Source organism: Arthrobacter sp. R1-13, from assembly GCF_054161475.1.
On record NZ_CP096420.1, the window covers coordinates 3,718,333 to 3,741,898 of the forward strand.

The 23,566-nt window shown below is 61.4% G+C and carries 21 protein-coding genes; 12 read left to right on the plus strand and 9 right to left on the minus strand.

From position 1 onward, the window contains the following. Nucleotides 1-28: 28 nt before the first annotated feature. Nucleotides 29-901, minus strand: a complete 873-nt coding sequence (locus M1D88_RS17235; RefSeq protein WP_458111957.1) for an NAD-dependent epimerase/dehydratase family protein — start codon at nt 899-901, stop codon at nt 29-31. Nucleotides 902-1,076: 175 nt separating this feature from the next. Here M1D88_RS17235 and M1D88_RS17240 point away from each other — a divergent pair, with 175 nt between their 5' ends. The 3 genes from M1D88_RS17240 to M1D88_RS17250 all read left to right on the plus strand — a co-directional run bounded on the left by M1D88_RS17240 (nt 1,077) and on the right by M1D88_RS17250 (nt 3,994). Next, nucleotides 1,077-1,892, plus strand: coding sequence for a carbonic anhydrase (locus tag M1D88_RS17240; RefSeq protein ID WP_458111958.1), 816 nt, complete (start codon nt 1,077-1,079; stop codon nt 1,890-1,892). A gap of 45 nt (nt 1,893-1,937) precedes the next feature. Next, nucleotides 1,938-3,035: an NAD(P)H-dependent flavin oxidoreductase gene (locus tag M1D88_RS17245; protein WP_458111959.1), complete on the plus strand. Its 1,098-nt coding sequence runs from the start codon at nt 1,938-1,940 to the stop codon at nt 3,033-3,035. Between the two features lie 215 nt (nt 3,036-3,250). After that, nucleotides 3,251-3,994, plus strand: a complete 744-nt coding sequence (locus M1D88_RS17250; RefSeq protein WP_458111960.1) for an ANTAR domain-containing protein — start codon at nt 3,251-3,253, stop codon at nt 3,992-3,994. Between the two features lie 21 nt (nt 3,995-4,015). On the opposite strand, the gene M1D88_RS17255 is transcribed toward M1D88_RS17250, so the two are convergent. Next, entirely contained in the window at nt 4,016-4,567 is a 552-nt protein-coding gene (locus tag M1D88_RS17255; protein WP_458111961.1) for a hypothetical protein, read from the minus strand. After that, entirely contained in the window at nt 4,564-5,793 is a 1,230-nt protein-coding gene (locus M1D88_RS17260; RefSeq protein ID WP_458111962.1) for a serine/threonine-protein kinase, read from the minus strand. The genes M1D88_RS17255 and M1D88_RS17260 overlap by 4 nt, the downstream gene beginning before the upstream one ends. Before the next feature lie 148 nt (nt 5,794-5,941). Between M1D88_RS17260 and M1D88_RS17265 the strand changes: the two genes are divergently transcribed. Beyond that, nucleotides 5,942-7,048, plus strand: coding sequence for a S1C family serine protease (locus M1D88_RS17265; RefSeq protein WP_458111963.1), 1,107 nt, complete (start codon nt 5,942-5,944; stop codon nt 7,046-7,048). 53 nt (nt 7,049-7,101) lie between these two features. On the opposite strand, the gene M1D88_RS17270 is transcribed toward M1D88_RS17265, so the two are convergent. The 5 genes from M1D88_RS17270 to M1D88_RS17290 form a co-directional block, all read right to left on the minus strand. Beyond that, the gene (locus M1D88_RS17270) at nt 7,102-7,884 is read right to left on the minus strand and encodes a response regulator transcription factor (protein ID WP_458111964.1); all 783 of its coding nucleotides are present in this window, start codon (nt 7,882-7,884) and stop codon (nt 7,102-7,104) included. 213 nt (nt 7,885-8,097) lie between these two features. Next, the gene (locus tag M1D88_RS17275; RefSeq protein ID WP_458111965.1) at nt 8,098-8,316 is read right to left on the minus strand and encodes a hypothetical protein; all 219 of its coding nucleotides are present in this window, start codon (nt 8,314-8,316) and stop codon (nt 8,098-8,100) included. A 92-nt stretch (nt 8,317-8,408) separates the two neighbouring features. Further along, nucleotides 8,409-9,089, minus strand: coding sequence for a response regulator (locus tag M1D88_RS17280; protein ID WP_458111966.1), 681 nt, complete (start codon nt 9,087-9,089; stop codon nt 8,409-8,411). Continuing rightward, entirely contained in the window at nt 9,082-10,473 is a 1,392-nt protein-coding gene (locus tag M1D88_RS17285; protein ID WP_458111967.1) for a sensor histidine kinase, read from the minus strand. Before M1D88_RS17285 ends, M1D88_RS17280 begins: the two co-directional genes overlap by 8 nt. A 119-nt stretch (nt 10,474-10,592) precedes the next feature. Then, nucleotides 10,593-12,359 (minus strand): S8 family serine peptidase, encoded by a 1,767-nt coding sequence (locus M1D88_RS17290; protein WP_458111968.1) that lies wholly within the window; start codon nt 12,357-12,359, stop codon nt 10,593-10,595. 365 nt (nt 12,360-12,724) lie between these two features. On the opposite strand from M1D88_RS17290, the gene M1D88_RS17295 reads away from it, so the two are divergent. The 8 genes from M1D88_RS17295 to M1D88_RS17330 all read left to right on the plus strand — a co-directional run bounded on the left by M1D88_RS17295 (nt 12,725) and on the right by M1D88_RS17330 (nt 21,247). Further along, a complete protein-coding gene (locus tag M1D88_RS17295) occupies nt 12,725-14,380 on the plus strand; it encodes a glycoside hydrolase family 13 protein (protein ID WP_458111969.1) in 1,656 nt (551 codons plus the stop codon). A gap of 116 nt (nt 14,381-14,496) precedes the next feature. Beyond that, a complete protein-coding gene (locus M1D88_RS17300; RefSeq protein WP_458111970.1) occupies nt 14,497-15,525 on the plus strand; it encodes a LacI family DNA-binding transcriptional regulator in 1,029 nt (342 codons plus the stop codon). An 86-nt stretch (nt 15,526-15,611) separates the two neighbouring features. Beyond that, nucleotides 15,612-16,847 carry a sugar ABC transporter substrate-binding protein gene (locus M1D88_RS17305; protein ID WP_458111971.1) on the plus strand — a complete coding sequence of 412 codons (1,236 nt, stop codon included), beginning with the start codon at nt 15,612-15,614 and terminating at the stop codon, nt 16,845-16,847. A 9-nt stretch (nt 16,848-16,856) separates the two neighbouring features. Continuing rightward, the gene (locus M1D88_RS17310) at nt 16,857-17,837 is read left to right on the plus strand and encodes a carbohydrate ABC transporter permease (protein WP_458111972.1); all 981 of its coding nucleotides are present in this window, start codon (nt 16,857-16,859) and stop codon (nt 17,835-17,837) included. Between the two features lie 7 nt (nt 17,838-17,844). Next, nucleotides 17,845-18,675, plus strand: a complete 831-nt coding sequence (locus M1D88_RS17315; protein WP_458114564.1) for a carbohydrate ABC transporter permease — start codon at nt 17,845-17,847, stop codon at nt 18,673-18,675. Nucleotides 18,676-18,720: 45 nt separating this feature from the next. Beyond that, nucleotides 18,721-19,512 carry a ThuA domain-containing protein gene (locus M1D88_RS17320; protein WP_458111973.1) on the plus strand — a complete coding sequence of 264 codons (792 nt, stop codon included), beginning with the start codon at nt 18,721-18,723 and terminating at the stop codon, nt 19,510-19,512. Beyond that, complete coding sequence (locus M1D88_RS17325) at nt 19,509-20,654, plus strand: Gfo/Idh/MocA family protein (protein WP_458111974.1); 1,146 nt, start codon at nt 19,509-19,511, stop codon at nt 20,652-20,654. The genes M1D88_RS17320 and M1D88_RS17325 overlap by 4 nt, the downstream gene beginning before the upstream one ends. A 194-nt stretch (nt 20,655-20,848) precedes the next feature. Further along, on the plus strand, nt 20,849-21,247 hold the full coding sequence (locus M1D88_RS17330; RefSeq protein WP_458111975.1) for a hypothetical protein: 399 nt from the start codon (nt 20,849-20,851) through the stop codon (nt 21,245-21,247). Between the two features lie 46 nt (nt 21,248-21,293). Here M1D88_RS17330 and M1D88_RS17335 read toward each other — a convergent pair whose 3' ends face one another. Then, entirely contained in the window at nt 21,294-23,447 is a 2,154-nt protein-coding gene (locus tag M1D88_RS17335) for a transglycosylase domain-containing protein (RefSeq protein ID WP_458111976.1), read from the minus strand. Nucleotides 23,448-23,566 lie beyond the last annotated feature (119 nt).

A 23,566-nucleotide genomic window follows, 5' to 3' on the forward strand; every position in this document is an offset into this window, starting at 1 on the left:
ACCCGAGGTTACCAACCGACGTCGCGCTTCAGTCCTCCGTAGGGGTAGTACGGAGCGAGTGATAGCTCCGCCAGCTATGCTCCGGCGCGAAGCCCAGCAGGCGCTTCGCCTTGTCGATGGAGAGCATGGTCTCGTGTTCTCCTAGTTCCTTGGTCACAGTGACCGCCGGGAACACCTCCGCGGCCAAGCTTGCGCTGGACCTCTGCATCACCGTGTCGGCGTTCGCAATGATGAAGGCCTCAAAACCAGGTGGCTGGTATTCCAGTGCCCTGGCCACCGCCTGGGCACCATCCCGTCCGTCGATGTAGCCCCAGAGATTCCACTTTCGTAAGGACGCGTCGGCCTCGAAGGCCGGGAATGCCTCATAGTCCTCAGGGTCCATGACGTTAGAAAATCTCAGTGCCACGATGCTCAGTTCAGGATCCCAACGGGTCAGCTGTATAGCCATCTGCTCTTCGAGGTGCTTGACGAGGGAATAGGTACTTTCGGGCCGCGCCGGATACTCCTCGTCCACCGGAATGTAGGGCGGATCCACGTCGAAAGGGAGGCCCAACAAGGTCTCGCTGGAGGCGTACACCAGTTTCCTGATACCCGCCCGCCGAGTTGCTTGGAAAACGTTGTATGTGGACAGCATGTTGTTTTCAAAAGTGGCAACATCGGGGGCCAGTCCGGGGGCTGGAATTGCAGCCAGATGAACTACCGCATCCACGCCGCCGTGCCTGTCGTCCAGCCCAAGGAGCGCGTCCAGGACGTGCCCGTAATTTCTCAGGTCAATCTGGGTAAAACCGCGTGATTTCGGGCCCACACGGTCAAGATTCGTGACGTCGTGACCATCCTCATTAAGCCGACGGACCACACTTCTGCCAAGCTTTCCGCTTCCACCGGTAACTGCAATTCTCATGCCCCTACACTAGGGCCCGAACACGTTTTCGCCGCTTTCACACCGTCAGAAAATTCGCTGATGACAGCTCCCCGGGGCACTTCACATGGAGTCCCATGAATCGCCCGGACTATTTCTCGTGGTATTTCTCTGAACACCCCAACGGCAACACCGCTGTTTTTTGTAAAGGATGGGAATGCGTTCCACACCAGAAATCACCCGAAAGTCCCTGCTCATTGGATCCGCGTGGGGGCTGCTTGCCCTCACCGCCGGCTGCGCCAAGCCCACGACGGGCAGTGAGGCCCTTCCCTCCAGCATGCCAACTGCGTCAGCGGCCAACGTGGCCCACTGGTCCTATGAAGGCGCGGACGGTCCCGGGGATTGGGGGAATCTCAGCCCTGCCTTCCAGACTTGCGCCACCGGCAAAGCACAATCGCCCGTTGATATTCCTGCGGCCACACCCAAGTCTCCGGCTCCGATCAGCCTGGCCTACTCCGCTTCCGAATGCGAGGTCCACGACAACGGCCATACTGTCGAGCTGCATGCAGGCTCAGCCCAAAGCCTCACTGTTAGCGCTAAGACCTACACCTTCAAGCAAATGCACTTCCACGATCCGTCCGAACACACCATCGAGGGCACCCGCTACGACGTCGAGTTCCACTTCGTCCACCAGTCCGATGACGGCGTTCTTGCCGTCCTCGGGGTTCTGGCGAAAGCGGGAAAGACGAATACAGCATGGGCACCATTCGTCGATGCTGCCGCTGGCTCCACCTCGGCGCGTTCGATCGGCAGCGTCAACCTCGCGTCCTTGCTTCCCGCTTCCCTGGAACACTTTGCCTACGAAGGGAGCCTCACCACTCCCCCGTGCAGTGAGAACGTGCTCTGGCTGGTGTTGGACCAGCCGATCGAACTCGGTGCCGACCAGATCAGCAAACTGTGTGCCGTCCACTCGGCAAACAACCGTCCAACGCAGGAATTGAACAGCCGCACTGTCACCCTGGTGAACCAGTAGGCCCCGGGGCAAGACGTGCCAGCCTGACATGATTGACTGTTGCACATGACAGCCTGGACCAGTACACCCTTCTCGCGTCTGCTGAACATTGACTTGCCCATCGTGCTGGGGCCGTTCGGGGGCGTTTCCTCGATCGGCCTCACAGCCGCGGTCAGTGAAGGAGGCGGGCTGGGATCCTTTGGCCTGTACGGCTATGACCCGGACCGGATCAGGGCAACGGCGCATGCCCTTGACGAAGCAACAACCAAGCCCTACGCGCTGAACCTGTGGCTGCCCATCCCGGGCGAAGAACCGCCGCAGCCCGACGAGGCAGAGTTTGCGGCCTACGTTGAGGTCCTCCGTCCGTATTTCGAGACTGTGGGGGTTGAGCCGCCTGCCAGGCCTGCAGCCTACCTGCCCGACGTGGAGGGGCAAATCCAGGCAGCGCTGGAGGCAGAACCCGCCGCCCTCAGCTTTGTATTCGGCGTTCCTCCTGCAGATGTCATCGATGCTGCGCACGCCCGCGGCATAATTGTGATGGGAACCGCCACCACTGTCGAGGAGGCACTGGCCCTGGAAAAGGGCGGCGTGGACACGATCGTGGCCTCGGGCATGGAAGCCGGCGGCCACAAGGTGTCTTTCCTGGATAAGCCGGAGAATTCGCTGATCGGCACTTTCTCCCTGGTGCCGCAGGTGGCAGACGCTGTGGCAGTTCCCGTCGTTGCTGCCGGAGGGGTTGCCGACGGCCGCGGAGTTGCTGCTGCCCTCACCTTGGGAGCCGACGCTGTGCAGATCGGTTCGGCTTTCCTGGCTACAAAGCAATCCGCTGCCAGCAACGGATACCGGTCCGCGCTTCGGGATCCCGGGACGCGGCAGACCGTGCTCACGCGGGCCTACAGCGGCAGGTTGGGCCGCGGTATCCCAAACCGGGTTGCACGCGAACTTACCGATTCCCGCCTTCATGCGCCCTTCCCCGTACAGAATTGGCTGACCGGACAGTTCCGTACCAAAGCGGCGCAACTGGACATCCCGGAACTGATGTCACTCTGGGCAGGTCAGTCCGCACCCCTTATCGCGGCAGCCCTTGATAACGACGACGACGCCGGTCACCTTATGCAAAGGATCGTCGACTCCACCTCGCGGATTCTGGACGGCAGCAGCTGAGCTGCACCTGAGGAGCACTGATAAGCACTGACAGAACCGACGAGTCAGAGTCCCTGCCGTCTGGTGTATATAATTTCCCGGTACGGTTTAGCAGAAGGCCGTTGGGGAGTTCTTCGATCCGGCTCCTGCCGCCGATACCTTGTCCTCACTTTTTTCGGGGGCAGTATCTGCAGTGCCGGGTCGTTTTGACCTGAGCGAAACGGCATCAAACAATCGTGGCCAGCGAGTCGACCGCAGAATCTGCAACATCAATCACAGAGCACCTTCAGGAACTGGTACTCACCAGCTCAGATGTAGGGGATTTCCTTCACGAGCTTGCACGGGTATCCGCCCGCAGCCTGTCAGTAGACGGCGACGAGGTTCTGTGCGGCATTACCCTTCTCCGCCACCGCAAAGCCGCGACTGTTGCCAGCAGCAGCGAGCAGGCCCAGGCCATGGACGAGATCCAGTACTCGTATGGAGACGGTCCGTGCATGACCGCCTCCCGGGAGCAGCTGACAATTCATGTTCGGGACCTGGAGAAGGACCAGCGTTGGCCTCATTATTTCGAGACGGTCCTGGAGCAGGGTGTCCGTTCCATCCTCGCCGTTCCTTTCCGGTTGGAGGGAGACACAAGGGCCGCGCTCAACCTCTACTCGCACCGGCCCGGACGGTTTGAAGGGAAAGTGTCGAAGCTCGCGGAGGACTTCGTCAGCCAGACGTCCATGGCCCTGAGGCTGGCAGTACGCTTTGCCCACCACAGTGAAGCGGCAGCAAACCTCAAGGCCACCCTCGAATCCCGGACGGCCATCGACGTCGCGGTCGGGATCATCATGGCCCAGAACCGCTGCAGCCAGGCCGAGGCCTTCGAACTCCTCAAGGCAGCCTCCAGCGCCCGGAACGTAAAACTCCACGGTGTGGCGACCAGCATTGTTGATTCCCTGGGGCACGGCCACGTCAGGACCCATTTCGAAGCGTAGGCACGCCGTGTGGAATGGTTCCTAAGGGTCCTTGTTCTTCCCGCCAGGATCCAGTTTGCCCGCGCCAGGTTTCCCGTCATCAGGTTTTCCTGCATCGTTTTTGTCAGGGGAACCACTATCGCCGCCGTCCTTTTCGGGCGAACCGGCTTCCTCGGTCAGCGGGGCGGGCGCCGGCGGGAGAGGGGCTGTTGCGATGTCGGGAACTGCCGTTGCCGTCGGCCCGGGAGCAGGGGAAACCACATCAGTTGTTCCTGCCGCCTTCGCTGCGGCCACCGCAAGTGTCTGCAACTCGCTCCGGACGTCCTCCAACGCGCTGCTGATGCCCTGGTACCGTGCAAAAGTCATTTTGCCGTCACCGGCAGCCGCATCCAGATCCTTCTTGAACTGCTCCAGGAGCGCGAGAGCGCGGGCATAGTCGTTTCCTGCCGCAGCCTGCCGGACTTCCGGGAGGCGTGACTGCAGATCCCGGGCGGCGGCGACTGACAATTCAGGAGTCTGCGCGGAACATGCGGGGGCGAGAACCAACAAAGTGGCGACCATCAGGGCCGATGGCAGCTTATTCCAGCGGATCACGGGGTGAGGCTCCTTTCCAGATCAGCCATCTCGCGCTCCAGCGTCCCGGACAGGGCCGGTGAAGGGACTGGGGTAACCGGGGAGTTGGGCTGCTCTCCCCCACCCACGGCGGCTATTCCGGCACCGCCCGTCAGCACAGCGGAAAGGACCAGCGCCATCCGGAGCCTCCTGCTGCGGAGCCTTCCACCCTTCCTGAGGACAGATGATCGGGAAAAGGGGACTTGAGACACACTGGAGGCCACAGGCACTTCCGCAGCGACGGGGACTTTGGTGGTGACGGGGCCAGGCTCCGTCAGACCGATCGCCGTCGTAACAGCATCACCGCCAGCGGGGACGGCGTCAGGGCTCGAGAGAAAAGCGTCAGTGAGGGAAGCGTCTGAGAGTGAACTCAGGACCGAGCTGACCTCCCCGGCGGAAGGCCGGCCAGCCGGTTCCTTGCAGGTCATAGCCCCCAGCAGTTCCCGCCACTCCGAACTCAGGCCGCTCGGGATTGCGGGATCCCGCTGAAGCCTGACCACCGCAGATTCAATCGGGCTGCCGGGGAACTCTATGTGTCCGGTCAGGCATTCGAGAAGAACCAGCCCCAGGGAGTACACGTCGCTTTTCCCTGTCAATAACTCTCCGCGTGCCTGCTCCGGGCTCAGGTAAGCAGCAGTTCCCACGGTCCGCCCCGTTCCGGTAATTCTGTCCCCCTCCAGCACCCGGGCAATTCCGAAGTCGGTCAGCTTGGCGCTCACCCGACGGGCAGCAACGGTTCCATCCACTGCGGTCAACAGAACATTGCCGGGCTTCACGTCCCGGTGGACCACGCCCTGGTCATGGACGTAGTCAAGGGCTGAAGCGATGTCGGCCCCAATCCTGGCAGTGTCCGGCAGCGAAAGGGGTCCGGCCTGCAGCAGAGCCCGCAAATCACGGCCACCGACGAATTCCATCACCACAAATATCCGCGCGCCCAAGGGATCTGCAACGTCGGTTGCGGCGTCAAAGAGGGTCACCAGGCAGGGATGGTTGAAGGATGCCAACATTCTGATTTCGGCTTGCTGCCGGGCAAGCATCTCTGTATCTGCACTCTCCCGGTGGAAGAGTTTCACGGCCACTTCCCGGCCGAGGGCTTCGTCACGGGCCTTGTAGACGACAGCAGCGGCGCCTCGTCCCACCAGTTCAAATACCCGGTACCGCTCGGTCAAGAGCATCCCGGTCAGGCCGCTTTTTACCACTTCAGTCATGTTCACAGCTTTCGTTCAATTCAGCAGCCAGCCTCGTCGCCCCCAATTCATAAGCATACTGATTAATTGTTGCAGATCACCACTGTTCCCGCCCACCCCTGAGAGATACGGTTGACATCTGGAGAGAAAGAACTGGAAAGGCTGTCCAATGAGCCCCTTCCCGCGAGTGGCAACATCAATGTTTTTCCGCTCCTGCCTTGCCGGACTCGCCGCTTTGACCATCGCGTCGCTCTGCGCCTGCACAGGGATGGAGGGCAGTCCTGATCCAGGTCCCTCCTCCCCCGCCGTCACTGGCCAAACGCCTTCACCGTCTCCGTCTCCGGGAAGCAACCAACAAGGCAATCAGCAAGGCGGCCAGCACCTGGACATCACGCGAATTGTCGAAGAGCTGGCACCGTCCGTGGTCACGATCTTTGCCGGCGAGGGCGTGGGCAGCGGCGTGGTCTACGACGGAGAGGGACTCATTCTGACCAACGAACACGTCGTGCGGGGAAGCCCGGAGGTTGAGGTCGGTTTCGCTGATGGCCAAAGGGTACGAGGCGCTGTCAGGGCCGCTGATCCCATTTCCGATCTCGCCCTGGTCCAGACTGACCGCACGGGACTGCCCGTGCCGGAATTCCAGAAAGAGCTGCCGCGCGTAGGCGAGACGGCCGTAGTGATCGGCTCCCCCTTGGGATTTGAAAGTACTGTCACTGCGGGGATTATTTCGGGACTTCACCGCTCCATCCCCGGATCGGCAGCCAGCAGCCAGTCCCTGGTGGACCTCATCCAGACCGATGCGCCCATCAGCCCTGGTAACTCCGGGGGTGCAGTGGTCAATTCACGGGGGCAAGTAATAGGGATCAGTGAGGCTTATATCCCGCCGCAGGCAGGTGCTGTTGCCCTGGGCTTTGCGATTCCTGCAGCAACGGCAGTTGAAGTTGCCGAGCAGTTGAAGGAAACCGGGCGCGCTGAGCACGCTTTTATTGGCCTGACTCCCGGCCAGCTGACGCCCCAGATTGCCGAAAGGCTGGGCATCCAGGACATCAACGGCGTCCTGGTCATGTCCATAGCCAACGGCGGCCCAGCTGATGATGCGGGAATCGAACCCGGCGACGTACTCCTCAGCTTGGAGGGGAAAGAACTTTCTGCTCCCGAAGACCTGCTGGCAGCCCTTCGAGGCCTCGATCCTGGCCAGACAGTCACCGTTTCCTTCAACCGTGACAACCAGGGCCAGGAAGCTAAAGTCCAGCTCAGCGAGCGCCCTACTGAGTAAATGAGATCCACACGGGCCGGATCCCACTGCGGCTCAGCCTTGGAGTGAAGAGGCTAACGTGCGCGCCCTAGCCGGTAGCCGATTCCGCGGACAGTTTCCACCCAGCGGGGGGCACGGAAATCGTCTGCCAGCTGTTTGCGCAGATTTCCCATGTGCACTTCAATGGCATGTTCATCGGCAACTGAGACAGACGTTGCGCCGGCTGTTTCGTTCCGGACGCGCCGCACCAGGTCCGCCCTCGTCTGGACAAGGCGTCCGCCTTCCAGGATGGCCAGCAGGAGGTCGAACTGTGTACGGGTCAGATTCACGGCCCGGCCATCAATTTTCGCAGTCCGCCTGCCCTCATTCAGGATCAGTCCATTGTGCTCAAAACAGCCAGCGGGGAGGGCTTCTGCCGGCAAGGGCTCGGAAGCGGCCGGCAACTGTGCGGCCGGCACCAATGTGGCGGGTTGGGGTGGATGGAACCGCCGCGGCCGCCGGAGCATGGCGGCGATCCGTGCCCTCAGTTCCCTGGGCCGGAAAGGCGTGGTGAGATAGTCGTCGGCCCCGGCTTCGAAGCTCAGAAGGGCGTCTGCTTCGTCCAGGCGCCCCATGACGATGATCAGGTAGGCATCGCTGAACGTCCGGATTCGCCGCGATGCTTCGATTCCGTCAAAGTCGGGGAGCCCCAGATCGACAGTCACCACGGTGGGATTGTGCTGCCGGACAGCTTCAACGCCCTCCGCTCCAGTGGACGTCGCAAACACCGTGAAGCCCGATTGTTGCAAAACTTCCCTGAGCGAATGCCTGATGTCGTCGTCGTCCTCCACGACCACGGCAATGCCCCGCTCTTCCATTCACGCCCCCACGCTTTTTGATGCCCCAATACTACAAAAAACCGGTACCGCAACAGCCGTTTTCAACCATCAAGGATCTGAAGTCACTGATTATGCAGCAACTGCAGCTAGGGACAGCACGAACCCGCGCCGCTCCTTAAGAGCCACGATTTGTAAAGTCAGTTTAGTTGACGCTGGAGTAACAAAAGGACGTACGCCGGCCCGGCCCTGCGCCTACTCGGCCTTGATGCCGCGATTGTCCCGTTCGTCGAACTCTTCATCGAGGTCATAGTGCCTGAACTCGGTTTCCGGGTTGGGCCCGCCCTCGGCAACATATTCGTAGTCAAGCTGGCGCTGGATCTGGCTGTCGAGGACCTGCAGGTCCTTGTCCTTCACCACAGAGAGGTCCTCGGGGAAGGCATCCTCAGGCGTCAGATGCAGTTTTTCAGACATGGTGACCTCTCAGGCCGGGCAGTGGGGGAACCGGTAAAGCGGCGTCCCGGCCGCCTTCAGAATATGCCCCCCGGGGGTGTTGGGGTAGTCCATCATCCCAGCAGGCGGCGTTCATGCGCGAATGCCACCAACTGAAGCCGGGTTCGCAGCTCCAGCTTGTCCAACACACTCCGCAAATGGGTCTTGACCGTTGCCTCGGAAATGAAGAGGCTTCCGGCGATTTCAGCGTTTCCGAGACCCTTTGATGCAAGCAGGAAAACGTCCCTTTCCCGTGCGGAAAGCACCTCCAAAACCGAGAGATCCGGGCCGGCGCCAGGGAACGTCCGGGCGGCATGCTGAAAGAGATCATGGATTGAGCCCGGAGCAATCACTGAATATCCCGAGTACACGGTCCGGATCGCTGCGAGAAGGAACTCCGGCTCTGCGCTCTTCAAAAGGTAACCGCTCGCCCCGGCGTGGACGGCCTCCACTACGGCCTGATCCCGGTTGAACGTGGTCAGGGCGATGATCCTTGGCCGGGCCTCACCGAGCGCTCCGCCCTGTTCCATGATTCGCCGGGTAGCAGCCACACCATCGAGGACAGGCATGCGCAGGTCCATCAGCATGACGTCAGCACTCGTTTCAGCAGCCAGGGTGACAGCCTCTTCCCCGTCGCTGGCCTCGCCTGCCATCTCCATGTCCTGCTGGCTTTCGATCAGCATCCGAATACCCGAGCGGAAGAGCGGCTGATCGTCCACCAGAGCTACCCGGATGCGGCTGCCTGCATCAGGCACCAGAGGTGCCTTCCTGCAGGGAAGGGGACGACGACGCCGATCCAACCAGTGCGCCCACCGTTTCTTCCTGGTGTGGCGCAGTTTTGGGGTCAACATTTGCTTCCAGGGCAGTCTTTGCTTCCACAGCCTCCACCTGCTCCGGAGAGTCATCCGACCGCTTGCCGTAGGGAATGAAGACTGTGACACGGAACTGCTCACCATCTGGCCCCATAGTGATCCAGCCGCCAGCCAGGTGGGCCCTTTCCCGCATGCCAGGCAGGCCGCGGCCTACCCTCTGCTGAACTCCGCTCGTGCCTGCATTATCCGTGGGCAGCGCGGACGCCACATTCACTGCCAAACCAGGGCCGCTCCAATCGAAGTGCAATCTGACGGCGGTGCCCCTGCCGCCATGCTTAAGGGCGTTCGTTAGGCATTCCTGGACGATCCGGAAGACTGCCACTTGCTGCCCTGCCGTCAATTCAACCGGATCTCCTGACTGGCTCTGCTCGACGGCGAGGCTTCCCTGCTTCATTCTCTCCACCAGTGGTCCGACATCGCTGAGGCGGGGCTGGGGGGTGACCATCCCGTCGTCGTGGACTCCTTCGATGACCCTTTGGGCGTCCACCAGGGCGCTCCGTGCGGAAACGGCGATGTTCTCCAGAGCATTGAGCACGGCCTTCGGTTGGTCCTTGCTCAGATACCTCGTGCCATCCGCCTGGGCAGCAATCACAGCCAAAGAGTGGGCCAGGACATCGTGAAGATCCCGCGCTATGCGGGTGCGTTCCTGCTCAACGATGAGATCGACTTCTGTTTCCTTGAGGGTGGATTGCGCAAGGTTGCGCGCCCGGAACAGGCTGCCGCGCTCCTCGTAAAGAGCCAGAAGGAGACCCACAGACCCGAAGGCAGCGGCGATCAGGAAAAGTATCGAGAACAAATTCCCACCGTGAACCTGGAAATTAACCCTGTCTCCTAGGTAAAGCAGCTCAAACCAGCCCACCCCACGTCCGTACCGCCACGAGATCATCAGATACGTCATCATGACCACGAACGCCACATTCACCGCCGCCGCTACCACACGCATCCTCTTTGGTGCGGTCCACAGGATGAAAGCCAGTGGGATGAAGGCGCCCAGGTAAATCGGCCAGGTCTCGGAATAGAGCAAAGGAACGAAGTACAGCAGCTGGCCAATGAGCACGGCGCCGATAAGGCCCAGCGACAGATACGGCTTCACCACTGACACAGCAGTCGCTGCACTGAAGGCAACTAACGGGACGATCCCCACCCACGTAAGCATCGTCGAGAAGGACATACCTCGTCCTGACTCACCCACACACCAGAGTATGAAGAAGATGACGGCCGCCGCGGGGGCGCCCCATTGCCGCAGGACTTTCAGGAGTGGTTGCATGCCTGCCACACTATCCACCCTGAAGCCCCCAACCCGCGGTTTCCGTCAAAGCTCAGCCTTTAGGCCAGCAGATTCATCCGCCAAGCCAATCCCGGAGGATGGGGCAACGAGGCGAGCCCTCAGAATGCTCCCGTGGTGAAGGTCCAGCTGACGGTGGACAGAGGATTCCCGGCCAGGTCCCGAATGGCAGCTGCGCCGCCGGTGACAGTCACTGTGTACTTCGTTTTGGCAGCCAAGGAGGCCGAAGGATTGAGGATCCACTGATTGGTGGTTCCGTACCGGGAAACGCTGGCCGGGACGAGTGCTCCTGTCGCTGTGTTTTTCACGGTTACGGTGCCGGTCCCTGCTCCTTGAATGGCCTCGCTGAAGGTCACGGTGATGTTGTTGGCCCTCCGGACGAAGGTGGCCCCTGCGCCCGGCGTCCGGGAAGTGACAACGGGGGCCGGTCCGCTGGTAAAGGTCCATGACGTCGTGGCCAACGGGGTGCCTGCCCCATCCCGGATGCCGGCTGTTCCACCAATAAGGGTGGCTGTGTACTTTTGATCTGCGGCGAGATTGGCGGAGGGATCGAGGGTTGCCGTGCGGGTGGCGGCACTGTAGCTGACGGCTGCCGGAACCGTGGCGCCCGTGGCCGTCTTCAGGACGAAGGTGCCGCCGCTGACACCCTGGACATCGGTGCTGAAGGTGGCTGTGACGTTGGTTCCCGGTTGGACTGCCATGGCATTCTTCGCTGGTCCATAGGCAGTTACGGTAGGTGCCGGAGCAGGCGCGGGGGCCGGAGCTGGGGCCGGGTCTGAAAACAGGAGCCGGTTGGGAGTCCCTGCACCAGCCGCAGCCACTGCCCCTGGCGTAGCGGCAGAAAGGACCTTGGCCGAAATATCGGCGGGAGTCGAGGCGGGAGTGCGGGAGAGCAGAACGGCCGCGACCCCGGCAACATGCGGGGTTGCCATGGAAGTCCCGTTCATGGTGACAGAAGCCGTCGTCGAGCTGGATCCGGCGGATGTAATGCCCACGCCTGGAGCGTAAAGGTCAACGCACGACCCGTAGTTGGAGAAGGAAGCTTGACGGTCTGAAGAATCAGTGGCGGCAACCGTCAGGGCCTGGGGCGCCCGCGCGGGGGAACTGTTGCAGGCGTCCACGCTGGAATTTCCGGCCGCAACAACGGCGCTCACGCCGTCGTTGATGACTCCCTGCACGGCTGAGTCCAGCATAGAGCTGGCCGAGCCGCCGAGGCTCATATTCACCACAGCCGGCGTACCGGAAGCATGATGGGCGGCAACCCAGTCCAGCCCTGCGATGACATCAGAGTTGTAGCCGGAGCCTGCGCAATTGAGCACCCGGACCGGAACAACCGTGGCGGCCTTGGCAATTCCGTAGGTCTTGCCAGCGATAGTGCCGGCCACGTGAGTGCCATGCCCGTTGCAGTCACCGGAGCCTAGCCCGTCCGAAACCGCACTCCAGCCGGTGGCTACGCGGCCGCCAAAGTCGACGTGCGATGCCAGGACTCCTGAGTCCACAACGTAGGCGCTGACTCCGGCTCCTGCAGTCGAGTACGTGTAGCTTCCGGAGAGGGGCAGACTGCGCTGATCCGTCCGGTCCAATCCCCAGGGAGCTGGCTGTTGCGTCTCTTTGATGCTGACGGGGGCATCGATTTCCACCGCTTTGACCCGTGCTGACCGTTTCAGTGCCGCGGCCTGGCCCGCTGTGGCAGTGACGACGGCGCCGCGCGTGGCGGCGGAGAAAGTTCGGCCGACGCCGACACCTTGGGACCGGAGCGCCGCCGACTCCACGGCAACATCAGCTCCGGGAACGAACTGGACCAGATAGCGTCCGCTGTCCCCCGCGACCGGAGAATTTTGCGGAGCGGGCGAAGTCGCGGGAGCCAAGGACGTCGCTGCCGAAGCAGGACCCGCCGTCGTTAGTGCTGCCAGGGAGGTAAGAAGAACGGCAGTGAGAGTGCCGGCTACTGCTTTGCGGGGGAATCGGAGAGCGGAAATTTTGGGGTCCTTCTCAAAAGGGAGCCTGCTTGGCCTGATGAATATGGAGGAGGGAAGTGCTCATAGCGCTCTGGGGGCTATTCCAGAGTAGGCTTCGCTTTTGTCTCCTTCCGGATCCTTGCAGAAGCCTTGCAGGATCCTTGCAAGGGGACTGGCGATCCGTGCGCAAAGGTGGGAAAACACAGGCGAAAACCTGCGGAAAACCACCCGCGTCAGAGCCTCAAGGGGTGGGCCGGCCCCATAGGATGGTCCACATGAACGCCGAGTTCCACCAGACCGGTCTGAGTCCCGATGCCGATTGGTGGCGCCAGGCGGCCGTCTACCAGATCTACCCCCGCAGTTTTGCCGACTCCAACGCGGACGGTCTGGGCGACCTTCCCGGGATCACCGCGAAGGCCTCGTACCTGCAGTCATTAGGCATCGAGGCGGTCTGGCTGAGCCCCTTTTATCCCTCCGCTTTGGCCGATGGCGGTTATGACGTTGACGACTACCGGGACGTCGACCCCAGGTTGGGGACACTCGAAGACTTCGACGAGCTGCTTGCCGCCCTTCACCACGTGGGGATCCGCTTGATCGTGGATATTGTTCCGAACCACTCCTCCAACCGGCACGTCTGGTTCCGGGAAGCGCTCGCTACACCACCGGGTTCAGCGGCCCGCGAACGCTACATTTTCCGGGACGGAACCGGCCCCGACGGTTCCCAGCCGCCGTCGGACTGGCTCTCACATTTCGGCGGCAGCGCCTGGACCAAGGTGGCGGATGGCCAGTGGTATCTTCACCTCTTCAGCCCGGAGCAGCCGGACTTCAACTGGGACAATCCGGAGGTCCGGGAGGACTTCCTGGGAACGCTCCGCTTCTGGTCGGACCGGGGAGTGGACGGGTTCCGCGTCGATGTGGCCCACGGCATGGCCAAGGATCTGTCCGAACCGCTCAGGAGCAGGCCCACCTCGGACCCGCGTAGCACGCCCGACGACGGCACCGACCCCTTGTTTGACCGGGACGACGTCCATCGCATCTTCGCAGAGTGGCGCAAGGTGCTGAACGAGTACGATCCGCCGCGCGCAGCAGTCGCGGAAGCCTGGGCTCCCACTGCCCCTCGGCGCGCGCTCTATGCAAAGCCCACCGGCCTGGGCCAGGCCTTCAACTTCGATCTCCTCGAGGCCAACTGGGAGCCACAGACCTTCCGGACAATCATCACCACCAACCTTGCCGAAGCAGGACTGTCGGGCGCCTCCTCCACCTGGGTGCTTTCCAGTCACGACGTCGTCCGCCATCCCTCCCGCTACGGGCTCCCTCCCGGAGTGGACTTCCAGGCGTGGCTGCTCTCTGGCGGATCATCGCCTGCCGAGGACAGAAACGTGGGATTGGCACGGGCCCGAGCCGCAACGCTCCTGATGCTGGCCCTGCCAGGATCCTCCTACCTTTACCAAGGCGAGGAACTGGGTCTTTTCGAGGTTGCCGATCTCCCCGAAACCGTCCTGCAGGATCCCATCTGGGTCCGGACCGGCCACCGTGAAAAGGGCCGGGATGGCTGCAGGGTTCCCCTCCCGTGGACCGCCGACGCCCCCTTTTTCGGATTCAGCTCTACGCAACCGCACCTGCCCCAGCCAGCGTGGTTCGGTCCTTTTTCCGTGGCCTCTCAAGACGCTGATCCCGATTCCACCCTGCAGCTCTACCGCCGCGCGCTCCGGCTGCGCAGAAGGCTGCGGTCCGCTGAGACGCTCAGCTGGGTCGAGGGGCACCGCCCTGACGTCCTGCATTTCGTGCGCCCCGGAGGGTGGCACAGCATCACCAATTTCAGCCCTGAACCTGTCGCACTGCCCGAGGGAGACGTCGTCATCGCCAGCAGGCAGTTGGTCAATGGCACGCTTCCGGTGGATACGACTGCCTGGGTCATCGCTGATTCGTAAATTAACCATTGCGCTGTTCAAGTGATGCGTGCCATACTCTTTCTCGATGCGTATCGACGAAGCGTATCGATAAACCATATTCGCCGGAAGCACCTACACGGGAGGGGACAGAATCCATGCCAACCAGCAAGGATGTTGCCCTCGCCGCGGGAGTAGCCCAAAGTACTGTTTCTTACGTGCTGAGCGGTAAACGCCCAATTTCGGAAAAGACAAGAAAAAAGGTCGAGGCTGCAATTGAACAGCTCACCTACCACCCCAACGCCGGAGCCCGCGCACTCGCGAGCCGCCGGACCCGCGTCATCGGCCTGGTCATTCCCTTCATACCGGAATTGCATATGGCCTCCCTCATGGAATTTGTATCGTGCATCGCGTCAACCGCCAGGCAGCACGACCACGACATCCTCCTGGTGACGGAAGACGAGGGTGCAAACGGGCTCCGCCGCGTCGTCGGGCAGCAAATCTGTGACGGGCTGATCCTGATGCAGGTGGCGGGAGAGGACGAACGGCTTCCTGTTGCCCGGGCTTTAACGGTTCCGGTGGTACTCATTGGAATTCCACGAGATCCTTCCGGCCTCGTTTGCATCGACGCCGACTTTGAACTGGCGGGGCACTTGGCAGTCAACGATCTCGCCGCAGCCGGACATACAACCATAGGGGTCATCGCCTGGCAACCTGAGGTTGTGGAACGCCAGGTCAACTACGTCGACCGCTTCGTGCAGGGCACCAACCAGGCAGCGAAGGAGCTGGGAGTGAAGCTGGTCCACGTGGTTGGTGGAACCGATATCGGCACCATTTCCAAGTCGATGGATGAGGTGCTGGCCCAAACCACAGGACAGCCGGCATTCATCGCTCCCGAGGGAACAGTGCAGGAGATTCTGCTCCGGGTTCTCTCCGCCCGAGGACTGACGCCGGGAACCGACGTTTCCGTCATCGGCAGCGCATCACCGGCACTGGCGGAACTCCAACCCGTACCCTTGTCAACCATCGACCTCCGCCCCCGCGAAGTCTCCCGCCGGGCAGTGCAGATTATCTGCAATCTGCTCGAATCCGGTTCAGAGGGACCCCACGAATCCCTGGAGCTGGTGCCGCCCACGATCACGCACAGATCCAGCGTCATCCGCCCCGCCAAAGCCAAAGCAAGCTAGCCCAATCAACCCGCCATCTCCCCAGCCATTCCGTTTTGGGCATTATCGATACGCATCGACGAAACCACTATCAAGAAGGACAGACAATGAAGTCAGCATTCACCGGAAACAGGCCCCTTGCCACCGCCGTCACAGCACTGGTGGGCCTTCCACTCCTGCTCGCAGGATGTGGGGCCCCTTCTGGCTCCGCCGGTTCTGAAACTGTCACGGAAATCTCCGTGATGGACTACTACAACAATGAGCCGGACAAGTCGTTCATCGGCGACGCCCTGACCAGCTGTGCTGCAGAGGCCGGAGTCACGCTTAAGCGCGAGACAGTGCCCGGCAAATCCCTGATCTCCAAGGTTCTCCAGCAGTCTTCCTCTAAAACGCTGCCGGATGTCCTGATGCTGGACAACCCCGATCTTCAGCAGATCGCTGCAACCGGCGCCCTGGCGCCATTGTCCGACTTCAAGGTAAGCACTGAAGATTTCGCTCCCGGTGTGTTGAGTGCGGGAACTTACAAGGACAAGGTCTATGGCCTCGCCCCCACTGTCAACACCATTGCCCTTTTCTACAACAAGGACATCCTGGCCAAGGCAGGCGTCACCCCGCCTGCAACGTGGGATGAGCTGGAGGCGGCAGCCGCCAAGCTGACAGAGGGCGACCAATACGGCTTGGCCTTCAACGCCAACCCCACCTACGAGGGCACGTGGCAGTTCCTTCCCGTGATGTGGTCCAACGGCGGGGACGAGAAAAACATCAACACGCCGGAAACAACCCAGGCACTACAGCTGTGGACGGATCTGGTGAAGGATGGCTCAGTCTCCTCATCTGCCCTCAACTGGACCCAGGCCGACGTCAACGATCAGTTCCTGGCAGGTAAAGCAGCGATGATGGTCAATGGACCCTGGCAGATCCCCGCTCTCAGCAAGCAGCCCTCGCTGCAGTACGGCGTCGTGAAGATCCCTGTCCGCGAGGCCGGCCAGACGGCGGTGGCTCCGCTGGGCGGAGAAGTCTGGACTGTTCCCCAAACGGGCAACAAGGCACGCCAGGCCAAAGCCGCCGAGATCGTTTCGTGCTTGAACAACGACGAAAACCAGATGTCCATGGCTAAGGCCCGGAACACTATTCCTTCCAAGACCTCGCTGGCGGAGACCTTCGCAAAGGAAAACCCCAAGCTCGCAACGTTCACCGAACTCGTCAAGACAGCACGGGCGCGTACCGGGCAGCTCGGTGACGGATGGCCGGCCCAGGCAACCAAGATCTACACCGCGATCCAGGCTGCGTTGACCGGAAGCGCTTCTCCGGCGGACGCACTGAAGCAAGCCCAGGGCCAGTAAGAGGGAGTCATGTCACTAGCAGCTGACTTGTCGCCTTCGAAGGCGCAATCCAGGCAGCACCTGCCGGGCGTGGGTCAAGAACCCCCGGTTCCGCGCCGACGCAACCGCCATCGAAAAGAACGCCTCTTCCAGTGGCTCTTCCTGGTGCCGGCCGTTGTGTATATGGCCCTGTTCTTTGGCTACCCCGTGGTCAAGAACGTGATAATGAGCTTCCAGGACTACACCACGGCAACCTTCTTCACCGGAGAAGCGCCCTGGGTGGGCGTGCAGAACTACGTCACTGTACTGTCGTCGTCGTTGTTCTCAACGTCCCTCCTGAACACTGCGTTGTTCACCGTCGGATCCATCCTGGGGCAGTTCGTGATCGGCCTTGCCCTTGCCATCTTCTTTCAGCGCAAATTTCCACTCAACGGGATCCTCCGCTCACTGCTCCTGCTCCCGTGGCTGCTTCCGCTGATCGTGTCCAGCGCCGTTTGGCGCTGGATCCTGGACAAGGACAGCGGCGCGCTGAACCGCTTCCTCGGGGACCTGAACATTATCGAGACAGGTGTTCCCTGGCTGACCAGCACATCGCTGGCGCTGATCGCCGTCGTCGGCGTAAATATCTGGATCGGGATTCCGTTCAACCTGACCATTCTCTACGGCGGCCTGCAGGAAATTCCGGACGAACTCTATGAAGCGGGCTCCCTCGATGGAGCCACGGGCTGGAAGGCCTTCCGCTACATCACCTGGCCCATGCTCAAGCCGGTGGTCAGTGTGGTCCTGGTGCTCGGCGTCGTCTACACGCTCAAGGTGCTGGACATCATCCTGGGCCTGACCAACGGCGGTCCTGCCAACTCCACGCAGACCATTGCCACGCAGTCCTATGCCTTGTCCTTCCAGGAGTTCAAGTTCGGCGAAGGTGCAGCGCTGGGGAACGTCCTGGTGATCATTTCGCTGGTGTTTGCAGTCCTGTACCTCCGGGCGAGCAGGAGGGCAGTCGATGAGTAAGGAAACCATGACCCGGCCGATTCAAAAGAAGGCTGAGCCCCGCAGCTGGGGGAACACTGCCCTGGCCATCCTGTTCCTGGCCATCATGCTTTTCCCGGTGTACTGGATGATCAACGCGTCCTTGCAGCCGAACGGGGCCACGGTGGACACAACCTGGCTGCCCCTTAACCCGGATTTCACGGGCTATCTCACGGCAATCCGGGAGCAGGGGCCAAATCTTGTGACGAGCCTGGTCATCTCGCTCGGCAGTGTGCTGCTGAGCCTGGCCATCGCCGCACCGGCTGCCTACGCCCTGGCCTACTTCAAGGTCAAAGGCGCCGGGGTGGTACTGTTCGCCATCCTGATCAGCCAGATGATTCCCGGGATCGTCGTAGCCAATGCGCTCTACACGGCCTACAACGATCTGGGTTTGCTGAACTCCATCCCCGGACTGATCCTGGCGGACTCGGCCCATGGGATCCCGTTTGCCATCCTGATCATCCGGGCGTTCATGAACGGCCTGCCTTCATCGGTGATAGAAGCGGCAAAGGTAGACGGCGCCGGGCATCTGCGGGCATTCTTCTCGATTGTCATTCCACTGAGCCGCAATTCACTGATTACCGCGGGCCTCTTTACCTTCCTGTTCGCATGGAGCGATTTCCTCTTCGCCCTGACGCTCACCACCACCGAGGCAGTCCGGCCGGTAACACTGGGCATCTTCCAGTACATCGGCGCCTATGTGAACGACTGGAGTTCGGTGATGGCCACCGCCGTCCTGGCCTCCATCCCTGCCATCATCCTGCTCGTGGCGGCGCAGAAATACATCGCGGCGGGCACCTCCAGCGGAGCTGTTAAGTAGTTCCGACTCAAACCAACCCCACCCCCAACCAATCCAGGAGAGACTATGACCAGCAGCGCCAATGCCGCTGAAGCACCACAAATCCGCGTCACCGTGTGGGGTGAGAACCAGCACGAGAAGCACGACGAACTCGTGGCCCGCCTGTACCCAACGGGCATGCACGGAGCCGTCAAGGAGGGTATTGAGGAGAACCTCGGCAGCAGGGTGACCGTCCGCACAGCCACCCTGGATGACCCCGAACACGGCCTAACGGAAGAGGTTCTGGCCAACACTGACGTCCTCACCTGGTGGGGCCATATGTCCCACGCCGACGTCAGCGACGAAGTTGTTGAGCGCGTGCACCGCCATGTGCTCTCCGGGATGGGCTTGATCGTTCTGCATTCGGGCCACTGGTCCAAGATCTTCACCAAGCTCATGGGCACCTCCTGCACCCTGCGCTGGCGTTCCGAGCAGGACCGCGAACTCGTGTGGACTGTGGATCCCACCCACCCCATCGCCAAAGGTGTTCCGCACCCCATCGTGATTGACGAGCAGGAGATGTATGGCGAGTTCTTCGACATCCCCGCTCCGGAAGAACTTGTGTTTATCAGCTCCTTCAGCGGAGGGGAAGTGTTCCGCTCCGGCTGCACCTTCCGCCGTGGCCACGGCAAGATCTTCTACTTCAGCCCCGGCGACCAGGACTACCCGGTGTACCACCACAAGGACATCCGCCGCGTGATCTCCAATGCCGTGGAGTGGGCACTGACCGACCGCCCGGAACGTGTGTACCCGGAGCTGCTCCGCTACGAAACCAACGATTTCTTCAACGGCAAGAGCTACCAGGGAGCCAGGGCGTGAGCAACTCTTTTGCCACCATTCCCGACGACGGTACTCCCCTGCGCGTCGTCGTCGTCGGCGCCGGCGGTATGGGCCGCGCGTGGCTGAACGCTGTGGAGGAGTCCCCGCTCGTCGAACTCGCGGGAATCGTTGACCTCGACCTTGCGGCTGCCAGTGCCGGTGCCGCGGCAGTAGGCCGCCCTGTTCCCGTGGGAACGGGCACCGCCCGGTTAGCGGCCGACGTCGGCGCCCAGGCCGTCATCAACGTCACCGTCCCGGCCGCGCACCACCCGGTCACGACGGAGGCGCTGGCAGCAGGGCTGCCGGTCCTGGGCGAGAAACCGGTGGCTTCCACGCTGGCCCAGGGGATGTCCCTCGCGGCCGCTGCCGAGCTTTCCGGGCAGCTCTTTATGGTGAGCCAATCCCGCCGGTACAACCGCCAGCTTTTTGCCGCGAAGCGCCTCGCCTCCTCAATCGGGAACGTCGGTATTGTGTCGGCTGACTTCTTCAAAGCCCCCCGCTTCGGCGGATTCCGTGACGCCATGGAGCATCCACTCCTGCTGGACATGGCCATCCATCAATTCGACATGGCCCGGTTCCTGCTGGACGCGGATCCGGTGTCCGTTTTCTGCGAGGAGTACAACCCATCCTGGAGCTGGTACCGGGGTGATGCCGCGGCCACGGCTATCTTCGAGATGTCCGGCGGCGAACGTTTTGTCTTCACGGGCAGCTGGTGCAGCCCTGGACTTGAGACGTCCTGGAACGCCGCTTGGCGGATCAGCGGTGAGCATGGATCGGTGATCTGGGACGGGGACAACGAGCCCCTCGTGGAGTCGGCCGCTGCTTATGGTGAACCTGTTGGCGAGCTCGAAAGCGAGAATCCGGGCCAGGAGATCGCTGGCGCGCTGGTGGACTTCGTGTCCGCGCTCCGGTCGGGGGCCGCGCCCATGGGGCAGGTTCACCAGAACATCATGAGCCTGGCCATGGTGGAGTCTGCCGTTCAGAGTGCGTCCAGCGGTAAGAGGATCATGGTGGATGGGCTCTTGGAGGAGTCCTACGCCCAATGCGTCGCCGCCGAGCGCAATCCTGACGTCCTGGAGATTCTGCAATCGTGGCCGACGGTTCGGGCTGCACTGGCGGCGGAACCAAGCCGCTTGCCCTAGCGCCGGCGGTCCCAGGATTCTGCCAGCCTGGAACTTGAGGTGATTTTTTGGGAAATTGAGGCGATTTTTGATGTTGTCCGGCCATTCTGGGGTGCACAGCCGGAAACCCGGCGTCCGCGGTTACATCAACGGTCAAAACGTCATCAAGGAGCCCCAATGGATCCGATCGCAGACCTCAAGGGCCGGGTCACGCCATGAATTCCGGGCTGCTGTCCTTGGCTTCCTTCGGAGCCACTATGCCCGGCATGATCCTGTTGGGCCTCGGACAAACCATGGTGGTGCTTTGCCTGTGCTGTGACCTGGTAAGCATGCTCTCGGTACCCCGGTCTCACCGACGCTACATAGCCAACACCGTTTTCCGCACGTTGGCCGTGCCGTCGATTCTGGTCACCGGCGTGGGCGTCCTGATGGATGCGGCCTTCTGGGCATGGATGGACGTGGCGTTCGGGACGTTCATCATGGTGGCTCTAGTCTTCCGTCTTCACGCCAGCAAGGACGAAGACAACTGGTGGAAGGGCAAAGGCAAGAAGCTGGCCCATTGGTTCCGCGATCAGACGGCGACGCGGTTTGTACCGGCCCCGGCGGCCGGCTAACTGTGGTCCGAACCGCAAGTTTGCTTCCAGGGCACCAGGGTAGCTCTCAGGGCTTCATCATTGACGCCGGTGGGCCGGGGAACGGTGCCGCCGGGTAAAGTCCGGCAACCTGCAGCATGTAGTTCACCCATTGCGGGCCGGCGATCATATAGCCGTCAACCCGCTGATAGAACTTGCCGTTGATGGTCAGATTGTGGCCCGGCCGGCTCTGCCCTTCCAGGGTGTCCCCAAAGAATGATGCGGTGGAAAGTCCGGAGGTGTAGCCAGCCACCCAACTCGCACCGTTGTTGTTGGACGTTCCGGTCTTGGCAGCAGTGGGAACCTTGTCGTGGATCTTGGGGTTGATGTGTACACCGGATCCCACTTTCAAAACGTCCTGCAGAACTGCATTCACGCCGCGGGCAACCTCGGGTTTCACGGCGTCCCGGCAACTGGTTGATTGAGCCGGGAACTTTCGCCCGCTGGGATCCGTGACGTCCAGGATGGCGATCGGCGTGCAGTATTTGCCGTCGTTAGCGAAGGTCGCGAAGGCATTTGCCAAATGGAGCGGGGCAACCCCGATTGCTCCGAGGAGGTTGCCGAGTTGGTGCATGTTGACCGGAGCACCGTCCAGTCCGCTGTGGATTCCTACTGCATCCACCATCTTTTGGATGCCGCAGAAGTCCAGCTGGGTGGCCGACGCGAACGTCGCGGTGTTGATGGAGTTGTACAGCCCATAGTTGATGGGCATTTTCCGGTAGTACCCTTCATCGGCGTTCTGCAAGTCATCTGCGGTGCCCAGACCGGCATTCTTCTCGGCCGTGCTGTAGCCGCCGAGCACCTTCCCACAACTGGACCGCCACGGGAAATTAAGCGGATAGGTCCGCCGCGAGGCATCCACTTCGGCCGTGATCGATTTGCCCTCATTGAGCCACTGGGCGAACGTGAACGGCTTCATGGTAGATCCGGGCTGGAAGCCGCCGGCCCCGTTGAGGTCACCGCCGTTGGCGTCCTTGGCATCGACGTTGAAGTTCAGCTGGGTATCAAACTTTCCTTCCTGGGGAAGGAAAACTGTATTCTGGGCCATGGACAGGATTCTTCCGGTACCGGGTTGGACCGTTACCAGGGCAGCACCCCATTTATCAGGGTTGGGCCCTGCCGTGGCGTCCACCTGGGCCTGGGCGGGTCCCTGCAATCTGCTGTCCAAGGTGGTGATGATGGTCAGCCCGCCGCGGTAGAGGTGCCTTTCACGTTCGGAAATATCAGCGCCATACGCAGGGTCGTTGAGGATCAGGTGCGAGACATAGTCGCAGAAATACACGGCCATTTCCGCCCCGGCGCAGCCTTGCTTTGACGGAGTGATCTTAAGTTCGACGCCGGAGGCCACTGCCGCGTCATGCTCTGGCTGCTGAATCATCCGCTCTTCGAGCATTTTTCCCAGCACTTGGTTACGCCGCTGCAGCGCGTTTTCCGGGTTGACCGAGGGGTCGTAGAAACTGGGACTGTTGACCAGCCCTGCGAGCAACGCGGACTGTGGCAGATTGAGATCTTTGGCCGACGTGCTGAAGAAGTACCGCGATGCGGCTTCGATCCCGTAGGCATTGGCATTGAAGAAAACAATGTTCAGGTAGCCCTCGAGTATCTGGTCCTTGGTGAACTTCTTCTCAAGTTCAAGGGCCAGCTTCATCTCACGCAGCTTGTCACCAATTGTTTTCTGGCCGCTGAGGACTATTTCTTCGGTGTTGCCTTCGGAGAGGCGGGACTCGTTGAGGACGTTGGTGACATATTGCTGGGTAATCGTGGAAGCACCCTGGCGCCCCCCGCTGCTGAGGTTCGAACTCAATGCCCGCACAATGCCTTGAGGGTCAACACCCGCATGCTCGTGAAAACGGCTGTCCTCGATAGCAATAACGGCATTCTTCATATACGGCGAGATCTGATCCAACGGGACGCGTACGCGGTTCTCGGCATAGAACGTGGCAATGGGTTTACCGTCAGCAGTCAGAACCTTGGTGGATTGAGACGGGGCGTCTACATCCAGTTCGCCCGGGAGGTTGTTGAAGAAGGCAACGGAATTGCTCACAGTCGTTCCTGTGACGGCCACTGCGGGCACCACAAAACCAGCGGCAAGCACACCACACAGAACGCTCACCACCAAAAATCCGAGGACCCTTGCCAGGGCCGCACCAAGAGTCAGCTTTGGGCTATCTTTCAGCTCCATGGCTCTCCAGCTCAACGTGGTGAAACGTGTTTCCAGAATACGCCCGGCCGACCCGGCGTTCCAGAGGCCGCCCGCCGTGACAGGCTCCCCCACCATCCGCTCAGCGTCCTCCCACCTAC

Bases quoted from the DNA above. Each gene is read 5' to 3' on its own strand.
- M1D88_RS17240 (WP_458111958.1), top strand. From the start codon at position 1,077: ATGCGTTCCACACCAGAAATCACCCGAAAGTCCCTGCTCATTGGATCC.
- M1D88_RS17260 (WP_458111962.1), bottom strand. From the start codon at position 5,793: ATGACTGAAGTGGTAAAAAGCGGCCTGACCGGGATGCTCTTGACCGAG.
- M1D88_RS17315 (WP_458114564.1), top strand. From the start codon at position 17,845: ATGACCCGGCCGATTCAAAAGAAGGCTGAGCCCCGCAGCTGGGGGAAC.
- M1D88_RS17305 (WP_458111971.1), top strand. From the start codon at position 15,612: ATGAAGTCAGCATTCACCGGAAACAGGCCCCTTGCCACCGCCGTCACA.
- M1D88_RS17265 (WP_458111963.1), top strand. From the start codon at position 5,942: ATGAGCCCCTTCCCGCGAGTGGCAACATCAATGTTTTTCCGCTCCTGC.
- M1D88_RS17235 (WP_458111957.1), bottom strand. From the start codon at position 901: ATGAGAATTGCAGTTACCGGTGGAAGCGGAAAGCTTGGCAGAAGTGTG.
- M1D88_RS17330 (WP_458111975.1), top strand. From the start codon at position 20,849: ATGAATTCCGGGCTGCTGTCCTTGGCTTCCTTCGGAGCCACTATGCCC.
- M1D88_RS17335 (WP_458111976.1), bottom strand. From the start codon at position 23,447: ATGGAGCTGAAAGATAGCCCAAAGCTGACTCTTGGTGCGGCCCTGGCA.
- M1D88_RS17285 (WP_458111967.1), bottom strand. From the start codon at position 10,473: ATGCAACCACTCCTGAAAGTCCTGCGGCAATGGGGCGCCCCCGCGGCG.
- M1D88_RS17300 (WP_458111970.1), top strand. From the start codon at position 14,497: ATGCCAACCAGCAAGGATGTTGCCCTCGCCGCGGGAGTAGCCCAAAGT.
- M1D88_RS17270 (WP_458111964.1), bottom strand. From the start codon at position 7,884: ATGGAAGAGCGGGGCATTGCCGTGGTCGTGGAGGACGACGACGACATC.
- M1D88_RS17295 (WP_458111969.1), top strand. From the start codon at position 12,725: ATGAACGCCGAGTTCCACCAGACCGGTCTGAGTCCCGATGCCGATTGG.
- M1D88_RS17245 (WP_458111959.1), top strand. From the start codon at position 1,938: ATGACAGCCTGGACCAGTACACCCTTCTCGCGTCTGCTGAACATTGAC.
- M1D88_RS17310 (WP_458111972.1), top strand. From the start codon at position 16,857: ATGTCACTAGCAGCTGACTTGTCGCCTTCGAAGGCGCAATCCAGGCAG.
- M1D88_RS17275 (WP_458111965.1), bottom strand. From the start codon at position 8,316: ATGTCTGAAAAACTGCATCTGACGCCTGAGGATGCCTTCCCCGAGGAC.
- M1D88_RS17320 (WP_458111973.1), top strand. From the start codon at position 18,721: ATGACCAGCAGCGCCAATGCCGCTGAAGCACCACAAATCCGCGTCACC.